We start from the raw sequence: 16,400 nt of genomic DNA on the forward strand, positions 1-16,400 counted from the left end.
TCCTCTTGCAGAAAGTGGATTCTACCCCGCAACCCGCCTAAAATCCCCCTTTTGCCCACACCCGAAAAGAGTCTGATGAATATTCGCCAACTGCTTGATGACCGCATTACCGCCGCGCTGCACACACTCGGCGCACCTGACACCGTGACCGCCATTGTGAAACCTTCCGCCCGCCCCGAATTCGGCGACTACCAAGCCAACGGCGTAATGGCAGCCGCCAAGCAGTTGAAAACCAACCCGCGAGAACTCGCCACCCGATTGCTGGAAACGCTGGATTTGTCCGATCTCGCCGACAAACTCGAAGTCGCAGGCCCCGGTTTTATCAATATCTATTTGAAAAATAAGTGGTTATCAGAAGCATTGGGAGGGCGAATGCCATTCGCCCCTACGGGGGATGGTAGGGGCGAATGGCATTCGCCCTCTTCACAAACCATCGTGGTCGATTATTCGGGGCCGAATCTCGCCAAGGAAATGCACGTCGGGCATTTGCGCTCCACCATCATCGGTGATGCTGTTGCCCGCGTCCTCGAATTCCAGGGACACAAGGTTATTCGCCAAAACCACGTCGGCGATTGGGGAACACAGTTCGGAATGCTGATCGCGCACATGGTCAGCCTTACCGACAAAACCCGTGGGGTGAGCGAAGTCGAACCCCAACTCGCCGACCTCGAAACCTTCTACCGCGAAGCCAAACAGCGTTTCGATGCCGAAACCGACTTTGCCAACACCGCCCGCGATTACGTGGTGAAACTGCAAGCCGGTGACGCAGAATGCCATGGCTTGTGGCAGCAATTCATCGACATTTCCTTGCACCATTGCGAAGAGGTTTATGAGCGTTTGGGCGTGTCCCTGAGCCGTGCGGATGTGATGCCGGAAAGTGCCTACAACGCTGATTTAGCCAATATTGTTAGCGAGTTGCAGGTGCAAGGCTTGCTGGTGGAAAATCAGGGCGCACAATGCGCGTTTCTCGATGAATTCAAAAACAAAGACGGCAGCATTACGCCGATCATTGTGCAGAAAACCGGCGGCGGCTATTTGTATGCGACCACTGACCTTGCGGCATTGCGTTACCGTAGCGGGGTGCTGAACATTGACCGTGCTTTGTATTTCACCGATGCCCGCCAAGCGTTGCATTTCCAGCAAGTGTTCCTGTTGGCACGTAAAGCCGGATTTGTGCGCGAAGGCGTGGCGCTCGAACACATGCCGTTCGGCAACATGCAGGGCGAAGATGGCAAACCGTTCAAAACCCGTACTGGCGGCACGGTCAAGTTGGTGGATTTGTTGGTGGAGGCGGAAGAACGGGCGTTCACCCTCGTCACCGAAAAGAACCCGGAATTGGGTGAGGCGGAACGCCATGAGATTGCGCGTACTGTTGGCATTGGCGCGGTCAAATACGCCGACCTGTCCAAAAACCGCAACTCGGATTATATTTTTAACTGGGAAACTATGCTGAGTTTTGAGGGCAATACTGCGCCGTATTTGCAGTATGCGTATGCGCGGATTAAGAGCATTTTCCGTCGCTCAGGTGTGGATGCGGAGGCGATTAGCTCCTCCATTTCGCTGCATGAAATCGCTGAACGTACCTTGGCGATGAAGTTGCTGCAATTCACTGAGGCGACGGATAGCGTGGCGAAAGAGGGTTTGCCGAACCATCTTTGCACGTATTTGTATGAGTTGGCGGGTAACTTCATGAGCTTCTATGAAGCTTGCCCGATCTTGAAAGACGGTGTGGCGGAGGACGTGCGTAACAGCCGTTTGCAGTTGGCGAATTTGACGGCGCAAACCCTGCAAACTGGCTTGGGTTTGCTGGGGATTGGGGTGTTGGAGCGGATGTGAGGTTATCAGGCTGCCTTGTGCTGCGTGACATACTCGCGCAGCACAGCGTCCATGCGAGTTTGCCAGCCATCACCGGATGCTTTGAAAAACTCCACTACTTCCGCACTGTAACGGTTAGTTACTGGGTAGTGGGTCAGACCTGAATTTTGGCATGAATATCAATCCCGAATTCCACTTTGTTGATGAGTAATCCAATTACCGTATCGATCAGCTCATCTTTTGAAAAGGAGATGGTCTTACGCGCCAAATGCTTGACCCACGTCTTCAGATTGAGGTTTTTTCGCTCGATTTTCTGGGTATTACGCTTGCCAACTGCGTGCTGGTCAACGTTCAAGTGGCGTTCATAAGCACCCCAATCATCGGTGTAATAACGGGCAATCTCAAAGGGGTCGAGCAGTGCTTTTAAGTAACTAGCTAGAAGTTTTCACGCATACGACTCTGCTGATGTAAACTGGTAGCCTGTCACCCAAGAATGTCCGTGTCGATGAAATTTGCTCAACCTATCCCTGAAGAAATCCGCATCACCTTGCAGGAGATGTATATGAATAACCCAACGTTCCGTTGCCGTCAACGCGCCCAAGCGATCCTGTTGAGTGTACGCGGTTTCACACTCATTCAATTGTGGTCGATACTGGATGTGCGGCGTGATGCCATCAGTGAGTGGATAACGCGCTGGGAAGAAGGTCTAATCGGGCTTTACGACCGTCCCCGCTCTGGTTGCCCCCCGATATACACAGAAACCGAAGTAGAGTTGTTGAAAACCTTGGTGGACGAAGAACCACGCCAAATCAAGACTGCCCAAACCAAACTGGCTGATATGACCCAGAAAGTAGCCAGTTACCTCTGGAAGCGGATGCGTAAGTCATTGAAAGATAAACGTGACCCAGTGGCTTTCAAGCGTGAGCAAGAAACTCAAGCATTCCTCCACCAGCAAGTGGCAGCAGGCAAGTTGCTTATTTAACCTGAGTTCGGGATAAGGTAAGGCGCAGCCTTTCATGGGAGAATGTGAGTAACCACACACCACATTGACCCCACTAAAGGCTGCTACTGAGATGCTAACACGGTTATTCTGTGCCATTGACGATTTTTGTCAGGACTTTCATCCCGAATGGAACAAAACGTTATTGACCCCGAAAGGCGGGCATCGTCGTCGCCACAGTGGTCTTGGCGATAGTGAAATTATGACGATTTTGGTGCATTACCACCAAGTGGGGTATCGTACTTTCAAGTGGTATTATGAGCGTCATGTCAAAGTATTTCTTAAGGGTTATTTCCCGCAACTCCCTAGTTATCAACGTTTTATTGAGTTAATGCCGCGTGTTCTTTTGCCACTAACCCTGTTTATGCAGCACCGCTGTGAAACGGGACGAGGTATTGCCTTCATAGACTCTACCCCCTTGAAAGTCTGTGAAAATTTGCGTATTCCACGTCATCACACCTTTCGCAAAGAGGCAGGGCGGGGTAAATCGTCAACAGGCTGGTTTTATGGGTTCAAACTTCATTTGGTCGTGGATGACTGCGGCAATATTTTATCGTTTGCCATTACTTCGGGTAATACCGATGACCGTAAGCCCGTTCCCACGTTGCTGAAAAAAGTGGTCGGCAAAGTCTTTGGTGATCGTGGCTACATTTCCAAGGCATTGACAGAATCGTTGGCAGAGCAAGGGGTTGAATGGATTACCTCGCTGAAGAAAAACATGAAACCCGTGGCGCGTGACACGTTCGATACACTGATGTTGCGTAAACGGAGCATCATCGAAACCATCAATGATCAGTTGAAAAATATTTCACAAATTGAGCATTCACGCCACCGTTCACTCACTAACTATATGATTAACATCATTGCTGGCTTGGTGGCATATGCCTATCAAGATAAAAAACCAGCACTGGATTTAAAAACATCAGCACTGGTTGTGATCTAAATTGAGGGATGGCTTATCCCGAACTCAGGTTATTTAAGTAACTATCCAAAAGTTATCGTGGGTGAATTCAAGTAATAAGTGCATAACCCACCAACTTTTCAGCCTCTATGCCGGATAGTTCTCGGAACACCTCGTAAGGTGTCTTGAACCCCAGGCACTTCCTTGGTCTGTTGTTGAGTTTATGTACAGCCTCGACTACCTGTCGGGTTGTCACGTCTAATAGCCCCATTGCCTTGGGAAAGTATTGGCGTAACAGCCCATTGGCGTTCTCATTTTGCCCACGCTCCCACGAATGATAGGGCTTGGCGAAATACGTTTTGCACCCAAGGGCTTGGGCAACTTGCTCATGTTTGGCAAACTCTTTGCCGTTATTGAAGGTGAGCGTGTGCACCCAATCCTTGAAGCCGTCCAACAAGGTGATAATGCTGCTATTCACTGCTTCTGCGGTCTTGTTTGCCACTGGCAACGCTAGGCGTAGCTTGGATTTGCGTTCATCCAGTGTCACCAATGCGCCTTGGTGTCCCTTGCCGATCATGGTGTCGGCTTCCCAGTCACCGAGCCGTTCACGCTGATTGGCGACTTCCGGGCGTTCCTCAATGTCCACCCGGTTGGTGATGCCTTTGACGCTGCCCGTTTGACTGCCGTAACGCTGGCGGTATTGCTTCGTATGGCGGCGCAGGTTTAGGTACAGCTTGCCGTCTGCACGCTTGTCCCTGAGTACATGCTGGTAGATGGCTTCATGGCAAATAGTCGCTTTGCCTTCCGCTTTCAGTCGACCGCTGATCTGCTCAGGACTCCATTGCTGTTCCAGCAGCAACCCAATGCTGCCTGCCAATTCCGGGGTCAACTTGACCGCTTTGGGCTTGTCCGCATGGCGTTGTTGCGCTTTGGCGTGCGCTTGCTTGTGCCGATAGCCGCGTTGCCCTCGGTTGCGGGTCAGTTCACGACTGATCGTCGATTGGCTACGCACCAAGGTTAACGCGATTGTTGCCGTCGATTCCTTCATCTTGTGCCGTGTTTCGATATAATGCCTCTCCTCAGAGGTAAGGTGTGTGTAAGCCATGAAGCTCTCCCGTCAGTGGTTTTTCGGGATACTTTTTACCACATTTTGCCTCTGAACTTATGAGGAAAGCCGCATCCCGTCTCGATTAACGGGCTATGCACTTATGATACGAATTCGCTCTGTTTAAAACGACATCTTTTCGCCTTCCAAACACATAGGCAAGCCAGCAAGAAACGGTATTTTTATGGTGTTAGGCTTCATTTCCTTGTGACAGGGAAAGGGAAACTCGTGGAGTTTTTTCTGACACTAGGTTCGGCGAACGATACCACTGCGCTGAAAATTTACCACCTGGACTTGGCTGAAGAAGTCAAAGTTATCGAGAACAAGGCGTTTAACGACTATGGGTATGAATATTTGCTGAAAGAGGCGGACACTACCTTGTTGCCACTGCGTAAAGTCAATTCCAAACGTCCTTACTCACCTCGGCAAACTTATTGGCTGGAAGCCCAGCGCAAAGTAGTGGAAACAGCGGGAAGCCTGATTGAACGCTTGTTACCAAAACATATCCATGCCGTTACGTTTCGGGGATTTGAACTCAAAGTAGCACTCTTTGTGCTGGCGTCCAGCATTAGCTTGCTCTGCTGAGGGTGGCAACTTGGGTTAATAGCACTCTGACTGCCGCATCAGCCTGATGAAATCGCCCAACGTTTGCCCCGGCAATTCCTCAAAACTACGTTCCAGCGTATCCAGCCCGCCGATACGGTCGAGGCGGAAGGTGCGGAAATCGTTACGCAATTCACACCACGCAGTCAGCGTCCACACATTTCCCCAGAAAAACAGCCCCAGCGGTTTGACGTCGCGCTGGCTGGATTCGTGGTCAGCCCGTTGGTAATCCAGTCGCAGGTAACGACGTTGTGCAATCGCATGGCGACAAGTGTCGAGGGTGGTTTCGAGATCTTCGCGCACCCCGAAACGCATCGCGTACAGGCGGCTTTCTTCCAGATGACGATGCAATTCGGTGGGAATCACCGCATGAATCTTGTCGAGAACGGATTGCGCACTGCTGCCCAATTCGCTGCCGCCCCACGCTTTCAGCATTCGCGCCCCGACCACAAGGGCTTCGATTTCAGCGGCGGTAAACATCAGCGGCGGAATATCCAGCGAATAACGCAAGTGGTAGCCGACACCCGCTTCGCCTTCCACCGGCACACCCGACAGGCTTAAATCCTGAATATCGCGGTAAATGGTGCGTTCGGAAACTTCCAATCGCTCGGCAAGTTCACGCGCCGTGACCAAGCGCTTGTTACGCAGGATTTGCACAAGCTGGAACAAACGGTCAGCACGGCGCATGGGGTCAGCCTTACGCCATCGAATGCAGGCCGATCATATTGCCTTCGGTATCGAATACCAGTGCAATGAAACCGTGTTCGCCGATCGACATTTTTTCCTTGAAAATGCTGCCACCGTTGGCGGCGGCGCGGGCGGCTTCTACTGCGCAATCTTCACAACTGAAATACACCAGCGTACCCATACCACCCGATGGGCAGTCGGGCATTTTCACCAGTGCGCCAGTTGCACCGTATTCCTCGGTCATGGGAAACAGCATCATGTCTATATCGGGCGTCTCCGGTTTGCGCATGGGTTCTAATGCGCCCTCAAACACGGCCTCGTAGAAGGCGGTGGCACGTGGCATGTCTTGCACGTAAATTTCAAACCAGCCGACTGGGTTTGCTTTCATGGTATTACTCCTTTGGTGAGGCATTGTTGATTGGTTTTTGTAGTATAGATGCCCCCTCCTGACAGCATCATGTCAGGAGACTTCCAACTCAGTCTTTCATAATGAAATACATGCCAGCAGCAGCCAACCCCATCCATAAAATGACCGCACCGATGCCCAACATTTCTGACAGTGTTCCCATAAAAATCAAGCTCAATAAAGCCAGTGCCAGTAAACCGTTGCCTAACCAGAAATTGTTACCTTTCATTTGCGAACTCCGTCTATTGGCTGCGTTGCGCCAGCGTTTGATCCCAGCCGCTGACTTCTTTGGAGCGGTCTTTGTGAATGCTGTATTGCTCTAAAATTTCGGTGTGTTCACTGTCTGCGAGTTGGCGGTCAATCGCCACTTCGTAACCGGCATAATCTTCCAAAATCACAAACGGGTCGGTGGTGGCGCGTAAGCGTTGGTAGAATTCCTCGAAGGTGTTGAAGCGTTCACCGTTGATCTTTTCGACACTGAGTGAAGGCAGGTCATGAAACCCTAAATTGCCGGAAGCCGCCAATACTTGGGTGACGCTGACATCATCTTTTTTCTCTTTGTCTTTGCGCTCATCGTAGTCTTCACGGGTTTGGCAGCCGTCGTAAGCTTCGGTGGCAACGAATACAAACCCGCCGTAAATGACGTAGCGCGGTTCTTTGTCATAGGTGTAAGTGTTTTCCACCGCTTTATCCAACGGTAATTTGATCTGTTGCGGTTTGCCATCGCGCACAATGTCGAGGTTGAGTGTGTCGCCAACTTGATGCAGATCGAGGTAATGCCGGAAGTTGATGGTTTTGCGTGCCGTCAGTGCGGTGGTGCCGTCATCGTCGATCTTTTTGCCGTCAATGTGGGTGATAACATCGTTTTCTTTCAAGACTTTTTCAGCGGCAGTGTTGGCACACACTTTGCTGATTAACACGCCACTTTGGTCTTCTTTCAATTGGTATTTTTGCTTTAGGCTGGGGCTGAGCAGGTTTTGTGTTTCCATGGAAAATGCGGGAAAACTGTCGTATTTGCCGTCAGCGATGTCGGCGAGAAAGCGGTTAATCATCACGGTGGGGATGATATAACCGATGTTTTCAGCGCTTTCCCCCGATTTTTGCATGACCATGCCCGCGACTTTGCCGTTAATAATCGCCGGGCCGCCGCTGTTGCCGGGGTTGATGGCGGCATCAATTTGGATGCTTTGGTAAGACAAGCCGCTGTGTACATAGGGCATGTATTCGATGCGTGACACAATGCCGCGTGTGGTGCTGAGTGTGTCGCCGCCAATCGGGAAGCCGTGTACCATGATTTCCTGATGAATGTCGGGCAATTCCCCCAGGGCGAGGGGTTTGCTCTTGGCAAAGAAGGTTTCGTCTTTGACTTTGAGCACGGCAATGTCCATTTCATGCGAGACGAATTCGACCTTGGCTTGGTAGCGCTTGGGCGTGCCGTCGCGTTGGATTTCAACGAAAATGTGATCAGCCACTACGTGCGCATTGGTGAGAATACGGTTATCCGCAATGATAAAGCCGGAGCCGCTGGAGGCGAAACTGTCGGCATTCCAAGGCGAGTAGCTGTTTTGTGATTTGCTGGTGACGTAAATTTTAACGATGGAATTTTCTAGCGTGTCTTGGGGGGCGATTTCATCTGCCAAAGCAGGCAGTGAGAGCAGCAAAAATAAGCTGGTTAGCCAGTAAAAGCTGGTACGGCGGAGGGTGTTAAACAAGATTGGCATAACAGTGACTCAAGCAGGCGAATAAATAACGCCGTATTGTAGTGTAAAATCAACACAATGGCGATTTTCCATGCATAAATAAACGATTTTGGCGTTTGCCATTATACTTCTTGCGGGTCATTGTGCGGAGCGGAGGGATTGATTACCCTTTAGAGAATTACCCCTATTAGGATACCACGATGACTCCACAAACCATGAACGAAGCCGAAGAGCTGCTAGTAAAAGCCTTAGCGGGCGAATTGGAGGGTGATACTTTCATTCAGCAATTGATGGAAGTCACGCTCTTTATGCCGATTTACGAAAAGCACCAAATTGGCGGTTTGCAGCCGACGACCAGCGATCAGGCCGTGCCGCTGACACTGGATGATGACGCGGGCAATAAAGTCCTGATTTTGTTCACTAGCCCGGATCGTGCCAAGGTATTTGTACGCGATTTCCCCGGCTACGGTGGCGGTTTGCTGGCAGAATTTAAGTGGATTATTGAGAAAGTTGGCGTCGGTTACAGCATTTCGATCAACCCCGATCATGAGATGGGGATTGATCTGGAAGTAGGAATGCTGCAAAACCTACACTAAATATTGCGACCAGTCGTGGTAATCCTTGCCGAACACGAAGAAATGCGGGTTCAGCATGGATTCTTTGGTGTTGTAACGCAACGGTTGCATATCAGCACGAGTGAAGTGCCCACCGGCTTCTTCCACAATAATTTGCGCAGCGGCGGTGTCCCATTCCGAGGTTAAGCCGAGGCGTGGGTAAATATCCGCAGAACCTTCAGCAACGCGGCAGGCTTTGAGAATGCTGCCCATCACTGCGTATTCGTGTGCGCCAATGCGTTCTAAAAATTGCGGCATGATCGGGTCACGGTGCGATTTGCTGCCCATGACTTTGAGCGGCTTGCCGGTGGCACGGGTGCTGATTGGGAAGGTTTCCCCGTGCATTTGCTTGAATGCGCCGCCACCTTGATGTGCAAACCAGGTTTCATTTAACGCGGGAGCGTGGACTACGCCGAGAATGGGGGCGTGGTTGTGTATCAGTGCAATCAGGGTGCTGAATTCGCCATTGCGTTTGACGAATTCGCGGGTTCCATCCAGCGGGTCAACCAGCCAGTAGGTTTGCCATTGGCTGCGCTCGCTGAAGGGCAGGCTGGCGGATTCTTCGGAAAGTACCGGGTATTGCGGGGTGAGTGCGGTAAGCGCATCCACAATATGGTGGTGTGATGCCATATCCGCCGCTGTGAGCGGGGAATCGTCGGCTTTGTGTTCCACCGCAAAGTCTGGCGAATTATAGACCACCATGATTTTGTCGCCTGCGTCTTGGGCAATGCGCACGGTGGCGTGGAGGAGGTTTGGCAGGTCCATGTGGTTTCTCTGTTGATGTATTTCGCGTTGGGAGGCTATCATGCTCAGATAGTCTTAAGCAAAAGTTGTCATGTTAAAAGTTGCGTCATTTTTCGCTGGCATTGGTGGTTTTGATCTGGGCATGGAACGTGCGGGAATGCAGGTAGTTGTTCAGTGTGAAATTAGTACCTTCTGCCAGCAAGTGTTAAAAAAGCATTGGCCGGATGTGCCACTATTTGGCGATATTAACCAGATGACGGCTGATGATATTCCAGCGGATACCGACGTATGGTGTGGCGGTTTTCCCTGCCAAGATTTATCGCTGGCCAACCAAGGTAAACGTAAAGGATTAGAAGGTGAACGCAGTGGATTGTTCTTCCAATATGCAGCACTCATTGCCGCTCGAAAACCCCGTTGGGTCATTATCGAAAATGTCCCCGGTTTGCTTAACAGCCATGAAGGCAAAGATTTCCGGGTTCTCCTCGAAAAGCTGGATGAACTCGGGTACGGCGTTTCGTGGCGAGTATTCGATGCAAAATATTTTGGAACACCCCAACGCCGTCGCCGTGTCTACCTTGTCGCAAGTCTTGGCAACCTCCGCTCCGCTGAAGTACTTTTTGAACGAGGGCCACTTGCAATCGCTCCTCGTGCGGGCATCGGTCAGAAAGAAGCCATTGCCGGAGAATTTGGAGATGGCGATCAGGAAACAGATTGCTACGCTATCCAGCACGCGGGTATTGGCAGAAAACCCAGTGCAGGCCCCCAAGCCAAAGGCTACCGCAACGATGGCGAATCCTACACCCTCGATAGCCGGGGAAGTGCCGATGCTGTCTGTCAGGCGCTTGATGCCTTCGGAGTGCGAGATACTTCAGGGATTTCCAGCGGGGTGGACAGCAATAGATACCGTGCCGTAGGCAACGCGGTGTGTGTGCATGTGGTGGAATGGATTGGGCGGCGCTTGCTGGCGGTGGATGCCGAATGGCAAGCCTCACTCCAAGGTGATGTAGGGTTCAGCAAACAGGCTGTTACAGGGTGAGCCTTGGTTGGTGATGGCTTGCACAAACGAGCTGTAGTTGGTGAATAGCGAGCGTTCCACGTCAATTTTTAAAGCTAAAGAATGTGGGGCGCAGTCGGGGCGTTGGGTTTCGCTGGGGTCTTCGATGAAGGTCAGTAATGCGAGTGTCCAATTGCTTTGGCGCAAATCCCTGAATTGTATGGTTTCGCGTAGGCGTGGCATCAGGTAACGCTCAATCATTGAGCCAATGCAGAATACCATTTTACCGCCCGTCATCATGGCTACATTGCCTTTGACTAAGAACTGCTCTTGCTGTCTACGCCATGCGTTGGTCACGAGTGGGGCGGTTTTTTTGACGGGTTGAGTCAGTATTTCAATAGTCGGTGAGGGCAGTTTTTCCCACTGGTCAATGTGACGTGTTAATTCGCCGGTTGCGGTCGTTTCCCCACCACCCTGCATTTCCAAAATGACTGGACGATCCGGCGCGGTAAGTGTGGTGGTGTTAGGATTGCGTCGCCACATGACGTAATCCGCTGAGTAGCTGCTGTCTTCGGTGACAGGGATAGCCGTTTCGCGTTTAACCAATACATCTGGTCTGGTGATGTCTGGTGTGAAAATAGTTTGAGCGACTGAATGCAGGATGGTCTTTTGATGTTCGTTTAAGGGCTGATCTTTGGGGGAAGTCGCGCACAGGCGATGCGAGCAAACAATCCAGAGTTCACGAGTATCGGCATCCCAAACCGAGCAAACGGGTTTATTACCGCGTGCTGCTTTGTCGCAGTGGGCATTCCTGAACGGGCAAGGTATTTTTGCACGGGAGCTAACGTTAACGGGGGTAATGGGTGAACCCGTGTCGGTTCTGACACCCAAGTATTCTGCAACAATAACGGTCATAGCCCTTTCCGCGTGATGATTGTATGCGCCCGATTATTGCACTAAGAGTGGTGTTTTCCTAGCCAATCCTGTGCCAAATACAGCGCCAGCAAGCTGCGCCCTTCGGTGAAATCATCCTGTAACAGCAAGTCGGCAGCATCGGACAATTTCCACGGCACGACTTCCAGCGGCTCAGGTTCGTCGCCTTCCGTGCGCTGCGGATAAAGGTCGCGGGCAAGAATCAGGTGGGTGCTGTGTTGCATGTAACCGGGGGAGAGGCTGACGCGCCGCAATACATGCAAGTCGCGTGCGCCGTAGCCGACTTCTTCCATGATTTCGCGGTTGGCAGCGTCGAGGACATCTTCGCCGCGTTCCACTTTGCCTTTGGGGAAGCCGAGTTCGTAGCGTCCTGTTCCGGCAGAGTATTCGCGAATCAACAGCAAGGTGTCGTCATCCAGCAGCGGTACGATGAGCACCGCGCCATTGCCAAGGTTGGCAAGGCGTTCGTAGGTGCGGCGTTCCCCGTTGCTGAATTCCAAGTGGATCTCTTCCACATGGAACAAGCGGCTGCTGGTGACGGGGTGTATGGCGTGTATCGTGGGTGGTTTTTGCATCCCGCAATTCTAACCTACCACGCCTGACTTATCACCTTGTCGCCGTGCAGGTAATGGATGAATTCGCCAATCATCACCGAACGGTCATTTGGCCATTGGTAGCTGGAGTAGCTGTACGGGTCGGCGATTGAGGCGGTTTCGCTAACGATGGGCGCAAGTGCTTGCATTGTGCCGGTTTGGGTGTTGATGTTGAGGCGGTACAACTCATCCTGTGTCCAGCGGTAATCTTCGCGCTCATACAAACTGACGGGCAGGGCGACTTGCAAATTGTTGCCTTGTTGCAAGCTGGTGAAAGCATGGTGCGTTTGCGAAACCGCTGTATCCGTTCCGGTTTTGCCGATAATGATTTTCTGCTTTTCGTAAGGATGACTGGGATCGGTGAGGTCAATCAACGACAGTTTTACCCCGCCATCTTTGCCAATGCCGAGCAGGTAATTGTCACCGATAGGGTGCAGGTAATCCGAAAAGCCGTCAATTTCCAGTTCACTGATGATATAAGGATCAGCCGGTTTGCTTAAATCCAAGACATACAGCGGATCTGTGCGGCGGAATGTGACCAAATACGCTGTGTCGCCCAGAAAACGGGTGGCGTAGATTTGTTCGCCAGGTTTGCCTAAAGGCGCGGGGCGGGTGGCGTTGGGCAGTTTGGCAAGAATATCCAGCGATTGCGTCGCGGCATTTTCCTGCATGGTGTAGAGCCGAGCAGGGGAAGCACTGCTAGATAACTCATCGCCGGTATAGGTCAGCAGGCGCAGCACGCCGTTGTGTTCGCTCAGGCGGAACGGTTTTAAATCTTGTTGCCAGCCGAGATGCCCATCCACACGCCCAGAACCACGGTAGTTAATGCCATCCTCCAGTGAAAATTTATGCAGGTCGGTGGTAATGGTTGGCGGGTAATAGGCAATGCTGGTACTAACCGCTGCATCGTTACCGTTTCCCGTGGTGACAGGTGCGTTGTCGGGGTAACTGTAACTGGTGGTTGCCAGATAAATGGCTTCGGTGGAGGCGTATAAGGTTTCAGTGTCGCCTGCGAAACACTTGCCCTGTGGTGTTGGTGTGGCGCTGTTCATGTCAATTGCCAGCAAGCTGACGATACTGGTCTGGTAGCTTTTCTTGTCGGTGTATTGCGTCATGAAGCAATCTGCGCCGTTGAAAATTTCGTTTTTGCTGCCGCCGTTGTATTGGTAATCGGGCAGGAAATCAGCAAGCGTGGCGTTGTTGATCAGGGCGCGATTAGCCGCCGCATCCGCTTCGGTGGTCGGGTATTGCACCAAATTGGGAAGCGTGGGGCTGTGGCGGGTGGCGACGTACAGCGTCGAACCCATGCGGCGGCTGCTAATGACTTGCCCATCCACCGTGAGTTTGGCGGTTTGGCTGGGGCTTTCAGGGGTGGTAACGTCTAACAGGTAAAGCTGGGTTTGTTGGTTTTGCCAGTAGCTGGGAATAAACCAGCGATCCCAAATATTGTACATTTGCTGTTCTTCCGCGAGAGCAGCCAGTTTTGTGCCATCAAGGTACAGACCACTCAAGCGGGTATTGCCGTCATTGCCCAATGGCAAGTCTTTCACCAGCGTGTTACTGGCGTCCTTCGTTTTGAAAATGCGCACATTCGGCTGGTCGGTTGCGGTGGTGTAGAGATACGTGCCGTCGGTTTTGATGCGGTCGGCTTCGTCGACATGGGTTTCTTGGGTATTGGTGCTGGAAACGCTTTTGGCGGTGTCGGCAACGGCAGTTGGTGCGTTTGTCGTTGTCATGACGGGCATAATGCACACGTCACCTTTGCACGGGTATATTTCAGGGCGCACCGTGCCGTAGATTTCGAGCATTTGCTGTTTGATCAACGTTTCGAGTTCGGTGTTGTTAGCCGCTTGTTTCAACGCCGGTTTATTGGCGCTGGTGGCTGGGGGCGTTGTATTGCCGGGGTTGACGGCAGTATTGCTGGAACTGCCCCCGCCACAGGCGCTGAGTAACAAGGCGATGGAAATGCTTAATCCCAATGAATGCAGATTTTTCATAATGCCCTCCGGTATGATGTCATTTTAGTGGTAGGTGGAAGCCCATAAAATGAATTATAGCGCAATCAATTTAGACTGGCATGAGATTAACACGGTGTTTTTGGACATGGATGGCACGCTGTTGGATTTGCATTTCGACAACCATTTCTGGCTGGAACATTTGCCGGTGCGTTTAGCCGAACAGCGCGGTGCTACGCCGGATGAAATTCGCGCCTATTTGCACGAGCGTTATACCGAAATGGAAGGCACGTTAGATTGGTATTGCCTTGATTTCTGGCAGAATCATCTGGGCACAGACTTGGTGGCGCTCAAACACGAAATCGCGGATCGAATTGCGATTCGGGCGCACGTCGAACGCTTTCTCGAATCCCTGCGCGAACGTGGCAAGCGGGTGGTGTTGCTTACCAATGCGCACCAGAAAAGCGTGGCAATGAAATTTGGCTATGTGGCGTTAGGGCATTATTTTGATGAAATTATTACGTCGCATTCCTTGGGTTTACCGAAAGAGCATCCCGATTTCTGGCAGAAATTGAGTACGGTGGAAGTGTTTGATCCTGCACATTCCTTATTCATTGATGACAATTTGCACGTATTACGCGCCGCACACGCGCACGGGGTGAAGTATTTGCTGGCAATCCACCAACCGGATTCGCAACAGCCACCGAAAGATACCGCCGAGTTTACGGCGGTGGCGTGTTACACGCAGTTGCTGGGCTGAACCACTACCACGCTCCACACCTCCAAACGTTTCGGCAATGCGCCCAAGGCAGCACCCATTGCCAAGGCTTCGGCGACCCCAAAACCGTGGGTCGAGGTGGGGGATTCGAGTCGTGCCAACTCATCCGGTTTGAGTTTGAGGATCAGGCCGGGTGAATGCTTGGGCGAAATGACCGCTTGACATCCTCCCCTCCCTGAAGGAAGGGGATTCCTACTGCATTCAGCTAGATAGCTGACTTACTTCGGCGAGTTCCTGCTTCATCGAGGCGCGTAATGCTCCATCTCCACAGGCTAACAAGCGGTGTCCCCGCTCTTTAACATTGATCGCGCCGACATGATCGGCGTGATTTTCATAGTGACACTTCACGCACACAAACTTCGCTTGCGTTTGGCGGTTATCCGCCGAGACGTGATGGCATTCGGGGCATTCTTGGCTGGTATAATGGGCGGGAACAGCAAACAACATGCCGCCGTTCCATGCCAGTTTGTAGTCGAGTTGCCGCCGAAACTCACCCCAGCCTTGGTCGACAATGGCTTTGTTTAAGCCCGATTTTGCAGCCACGTTTTTGCCGGGGTTTTCTGCCGTGCCTGCCGCTGATCTGGACATATTGCCTACCTGCAAATCTTCGATGAACACGAGCGCGTGGTTTTGGCTGATCGTGGTCGTCGCTTTGTGCAGGAAATCGCGGCGGGTATCGGCGATTTTTGTGTGGATTTTTTGAACCTTGGCTTTCGCTTTTTTCCAGTTGTTACTGAATTTCTGTTTATGCGCCATGCGCCGTTGGTATTTGGCGAGCTTGGCTTGTTGGGTTTTGAAGCTATTGAGCGGGGCAATGTAGCTGCCATCTGAGAAGGTGGCGAAACGGGCTATGCCCAAGTCAATGCCGATAGCCGTGGTAGCGGTGGATACGGGCTGTTCTATTTCCCGCTGGGTTTGAATGCTAATGTACCACTTGCCGTTTTTACCGGACACGGTGACATTGCGCAATTCCCCCAACACTTCGCGGCTGTTGCGGTAGCGTAACCAGCCCAGTTTAGGCAGGAAAATACGGTTGTTACGCTGATCGAGCTTGATTTGTTTGGGGTCTGGGTAGCGAAAGCTGTCGCCGCTACCCTTGCGCTTGAAACGGGGAAAACCTGCCCTGAGGGCAGCCGAAGGGTCGGCACGCTTGGCAAAGAAATTTTTGTAGGCTTTTTCCAAGTCCTTTAAAGCGTGTTGCAGCGGATGGACGGGGGAATCTTTCAGCCAAGAGGTTTCTGTGCCATTCCGCCATGCGGTCAGGTGTTTTGCCATTGCCACGTAACCGATGAATTTTTCACCCGCCTCATGATTGGCTTGCTGCAACGCTAACGCCCTGTTGTAAACAAACCGACACGACCCCGCGTAACGGCGAAGATTGTGCCGTTGTCCGCCGTCGGGCTTGAGTTCGTATTTAAAGGCTTGGAGTCGTTGCATACCCGTAGTATAGCTTGGGGGGTGGGCAATTATCTGGGTGAACCGTCTTAAAGGCGTTTTTAGCCGGATGATACGCAAGAAAAATTATCCGTCATCCAGCAGCAGCAAACACCCCAACATCACTCCGAACACAGG

The 16,400-nt window shown here is 51.8% G+C and carries 19 protein-coding genes and 1 pseudogene; 7 read left to right on the forward strand and 13 right to left on the reverse strand.

Annotation, left to right across the window (positions count from 1 at the left end; translation table 11 throughout):
- Window positions 1–75 precede the first annotated feature (75 nt).
- Window positions 76–1,836 (forward strand): arginine--tRNA ligase, encoded by a 1,761-nt coding sequence (gene argS / locus HMY34_RS12495; RefSeq protein ID WP_202715813.1) that lies wholly within the window; start codon window positions 76–78, stop codon window positions 1,834–1,836.
- A 5-nt stretch (window positions 1,837–1,841) separates the two neighbouring features.
- Here argS and HMY34_RS20565 read toward each other — a convergent pair whose 3' ends face one another.
- On the reverse strand, window positions 1,842–1,973 hold the full coding sequence (locus tag HMY34_RS20565) for a BrnA antitoxin family protein (protein WP_407701855.1): 132 nt from the start codon (window positions 1,971–1,973) through the stop codon (window positions 1,842–1,844).
- Window positions 1,970–2,242: pseudogene (locus HMY34_RS12505) on the reverse strand (IS1 family transposase); the annotation flags it as partial. The gene HMY34_RS20565 and the pseudogene HMY34_RS12505, both read right to left, overlap by 4 nt.
- A 135-nt stretch (window positions 2,243–2,377) precedes the next feature.
- On the opposite strand from HMY34_RS12505, the gene HMY34_RS12510 reads away from it, so the two are divergent.
- Window positions 2,378–2,797, forward strand: coding sequence for a helix-turn-helix domain-containing protein (locus tag HMY34_RS12510; protein WP_202715815.1), 420 nt, complete (start codon window positions 2,378–2,380; stop codon window positions 2,795–2,797).
- A 91-nt stretch (window positions 2,798–2,888) separates the two neighbouring features.
- The gene (locus HMY34_RS12515; RefSeq protein WP_202715816.1) at window positions 2,889–3,758 is read left to right on the forward strand and encodes an IS982 family transposase; all 870 of its coding nucleotides are present in this window, start codon (window positions 2,889–2,891) and stop codon (window positions 3,756–3,758) included.
- Window positions 3,759–3,825: 67 nt separating this feature from the next.
- Here the strand turns inward: HMY34_RS12515 and HMY34_RS12520 are convergent, their stop codons facing one another.
- Entirely contained in the window at window positions 3,826–4,821 is a 996-nt protein-coding gene (locus HMY34_RS12520; RefSeq protein WP_202715817.1) for an IS30 family transposase, read from the reverse strand.
- A 228-nt stretch (window positions 4,822–5,049) separates the two neighbouring features.
- Here HMY34_RS12520 and HMY34_RS12525 point away from each other — a divergent pair, with 228 nt between their 5' ends.
- Window positions 5,050–5,406: a hypothetical protein gene (locus HMY34_RS12525; RefSeq protein ID WP_228287845.1), complete on the forward strand. Its 357-nt coding sequence runs from the start codon at window positions 5,050–5,052 to the stop codon at window positions 5,404–5,406.
- Between the two features lie 15 nt (window positions 5,407–5,421).
- Here HMY34_RS12525 and HMY34_RS12530 read toward each other — a convergent pair whose 3' ends face one another.
- From HMY34_RS12530 to HMY34_RS12545, 4 genes are all read right to left on the reverse strand, one after another.
- Window positions 5,422–6,111 carry a helix-turn-helix transcriptional regulator gene (locus HMY34_RS12530; protein ID WP_202715818.1) on the reverse strand — a complete coding sequence of 230 codons (690 nt, stop codon included), beginning with the start codon at window positions 6,109–6,111 and terminating at the stop codon, window positions 5,422–5,424.
- Window positions 6,112–6,121: 10 nt separating this feature from the next.
- The gene (locus HMY34_RS12535; RefSeq protein ID WP_202715819.1) at window positions 6,122–6,499 is read right to left on the reverse strand and encodes a VOC family protein; all 378 of its coding nucleotides are present in this window, start codon (window positions 6,497–6,499) and stop codon (window positions 6,122–6,124) included.
- Window positions 6,500–6,587: 88 nt separating this feature from the next.
- Complete coding sequence (locus HMY34_RS12540) at window positions 6,588–6,746, reverse strand: hypothetical protein (protein WP_202715820.1); 159 nt, start codon at window positions 6,744–6,746, stop codon at window positions 6,588–6,590.
- Between the two features lie 13 nt (window positions 6,747–6,759).
- A complete protein-coding gene (locus HMY34_RS12545) occupies window positions 6,760–8,238 on the reverse strand; it encodes a S1C family serine protease (RefSeq protein ID WP_202715821.1) in 1,479 nt (492 codons plus the stop codon).
- Window positions 8,239–8,417: 179 nt separating this feature from the next.
- Here HMY34_RS12545 and HMY34_RS12550 point away from each other — a divergent pair, with 179 nt between their 5' ends.
- Window positions 8,418–8,813, forward strand: a complete 396-nt coding sequence (locus tag HMY34_RS12550) for an SseB family protein (RefSeq protein ID WP_202715822.1) — start codon at window positions 8,418–8,420, stop codon at window positions 8,811–8,813.
- On the opposite strand, the gene cysQ is transcribed toward HMY34_RS12550, so the two are convergent.
- The gene (gene cysQ / locus HMY34_RS12555; protein WP_202715823.1) at window positions 8,805–9,596 is read right to left on the reverse strand and encodes a 3'(2'),5'-bisphosphate nucleotidase CysQ; all 792 of its coding nucleotides are present in this window, start codon (window positions 9,594–9,596) and stop codon (window positions 8,805–8,807) included. The genes HMY34_RS12550 and cysQ overlap by 9 nt on opposite strands.
- Window positions 9,597–9,666: 70 nt before the next feature.
- Here cysQ and HMY34_RS12560 point away from each other — a divergent pair, with 70 nt between their 5' ends.
- Window positions 9,667–10,611 (forward strand): DNA cytosine methyltransferase, encoded by a 945-nt coding sequence (locus HMY34_RS12560; RefSeq protein ID WP_202715824.1) that lies wholly within the window; start codon window positions 9,667–9,669, stop codon window positions 10,609–10,611.
- On the opposite strand, the gene HMY34_RS12565 is transcribed toward HMY34_RS12560, so the two are convergent.
- From HMY34_RS12565 to HMY34_RS12575, 3 genes are read right to left on the reverse strand one after another with little or no spacing between them, the layout of a single operon-like run.
- Entirely contained in the window at window positions 10,564–11,484 is a 921-nt protein-coding gene (locus HMY34_RS12565; RefSeq protein ID WP_202715825.1) for a hypothetical protein, read from the reverse strand. The genes HMY34_RS12560 and HMY34_RS12565 overlap by 48 nt on opposite strands.
- A 41-nt stretch (window positions 11,485–11,525) precedes the next feature.
- Entirely contained in the window at window positions 11,526–12,077 is a 552-nt protein-coding gene (nudE, locus tag HMY34_RS12570; RefSeq protein WP_202715826.1) for an ADP compounds hydrolase NudE, read from the reverse strand.
- Between the two features lie 14 nt (window positions 12,078–12,091).
- Window positions 12,092–14,092 (reverse strand): beta-propeller domain-containing protein, encoded by a 2,001-nt coding sequence (locus HMY34_RS12575; protein ID WP_202715827.1) that lies wholly within the window; start codon window positions 14,090–14,092, stop codon window positions 12,092–12,094.
- 49 nt (window positions 14,093–14,141) lie between these two features.
- On the opposite strand from HMY34_RS12575, the gene yrfG reads away from it, so the two are divergent.
- Window positions 14,142–14,810, forward strand: a complete 669-nt coding sequence (gene yrfG / locus HMY34_RS12580; RefSeq protein ID WP_202715828.1) for a GMP/IMP nucleotidase — start codon at window positions 14,142–14,144, stop codon at window positions 14,808–14,810.
- Here yrfG and HMY34_RS12585 read toward each other — a convergent pair.
- Window positions 14,789–14,929: a hypothetical protein gene (locus tag HMY34_RS12585; protein WP_202715829.1), complete on the reverse strand. Its 141-nt coding sequence runs from the start codon at window positions 14,927–14,929 to the stop codon at window positions 14,789–14,791. The genes yrfG and HMY34_RS12585 overlap by 22 nt on opposite strands.
- Window positions 14,930–15,029: 100 nt before the next feature.
- Window positions 15,030–16,265: an RNA-guided endonuclease InsQ/TnpB family protein gene (locus HMY34_RS12590; RefSeq protein ID WP_202715830.1), complete on the reverse strand. Its 1,236-nt coding sequence runs from the start codon at window positions 16,263–16,265 to the stop codon at window positions 15,030–15,032.
- Window positions 16,266–16,400 lie beyond the last annotated feature (135 nt).

The organism is Thiothrix subterranea, assembly GCF_016772315.1.
Lineage (GTDB): Bacteria > Pseudomonadota > Gammaproteobacteria > Thiotrichales > Thiotrichaceae > Thiothrix > Thiothrix subterranea.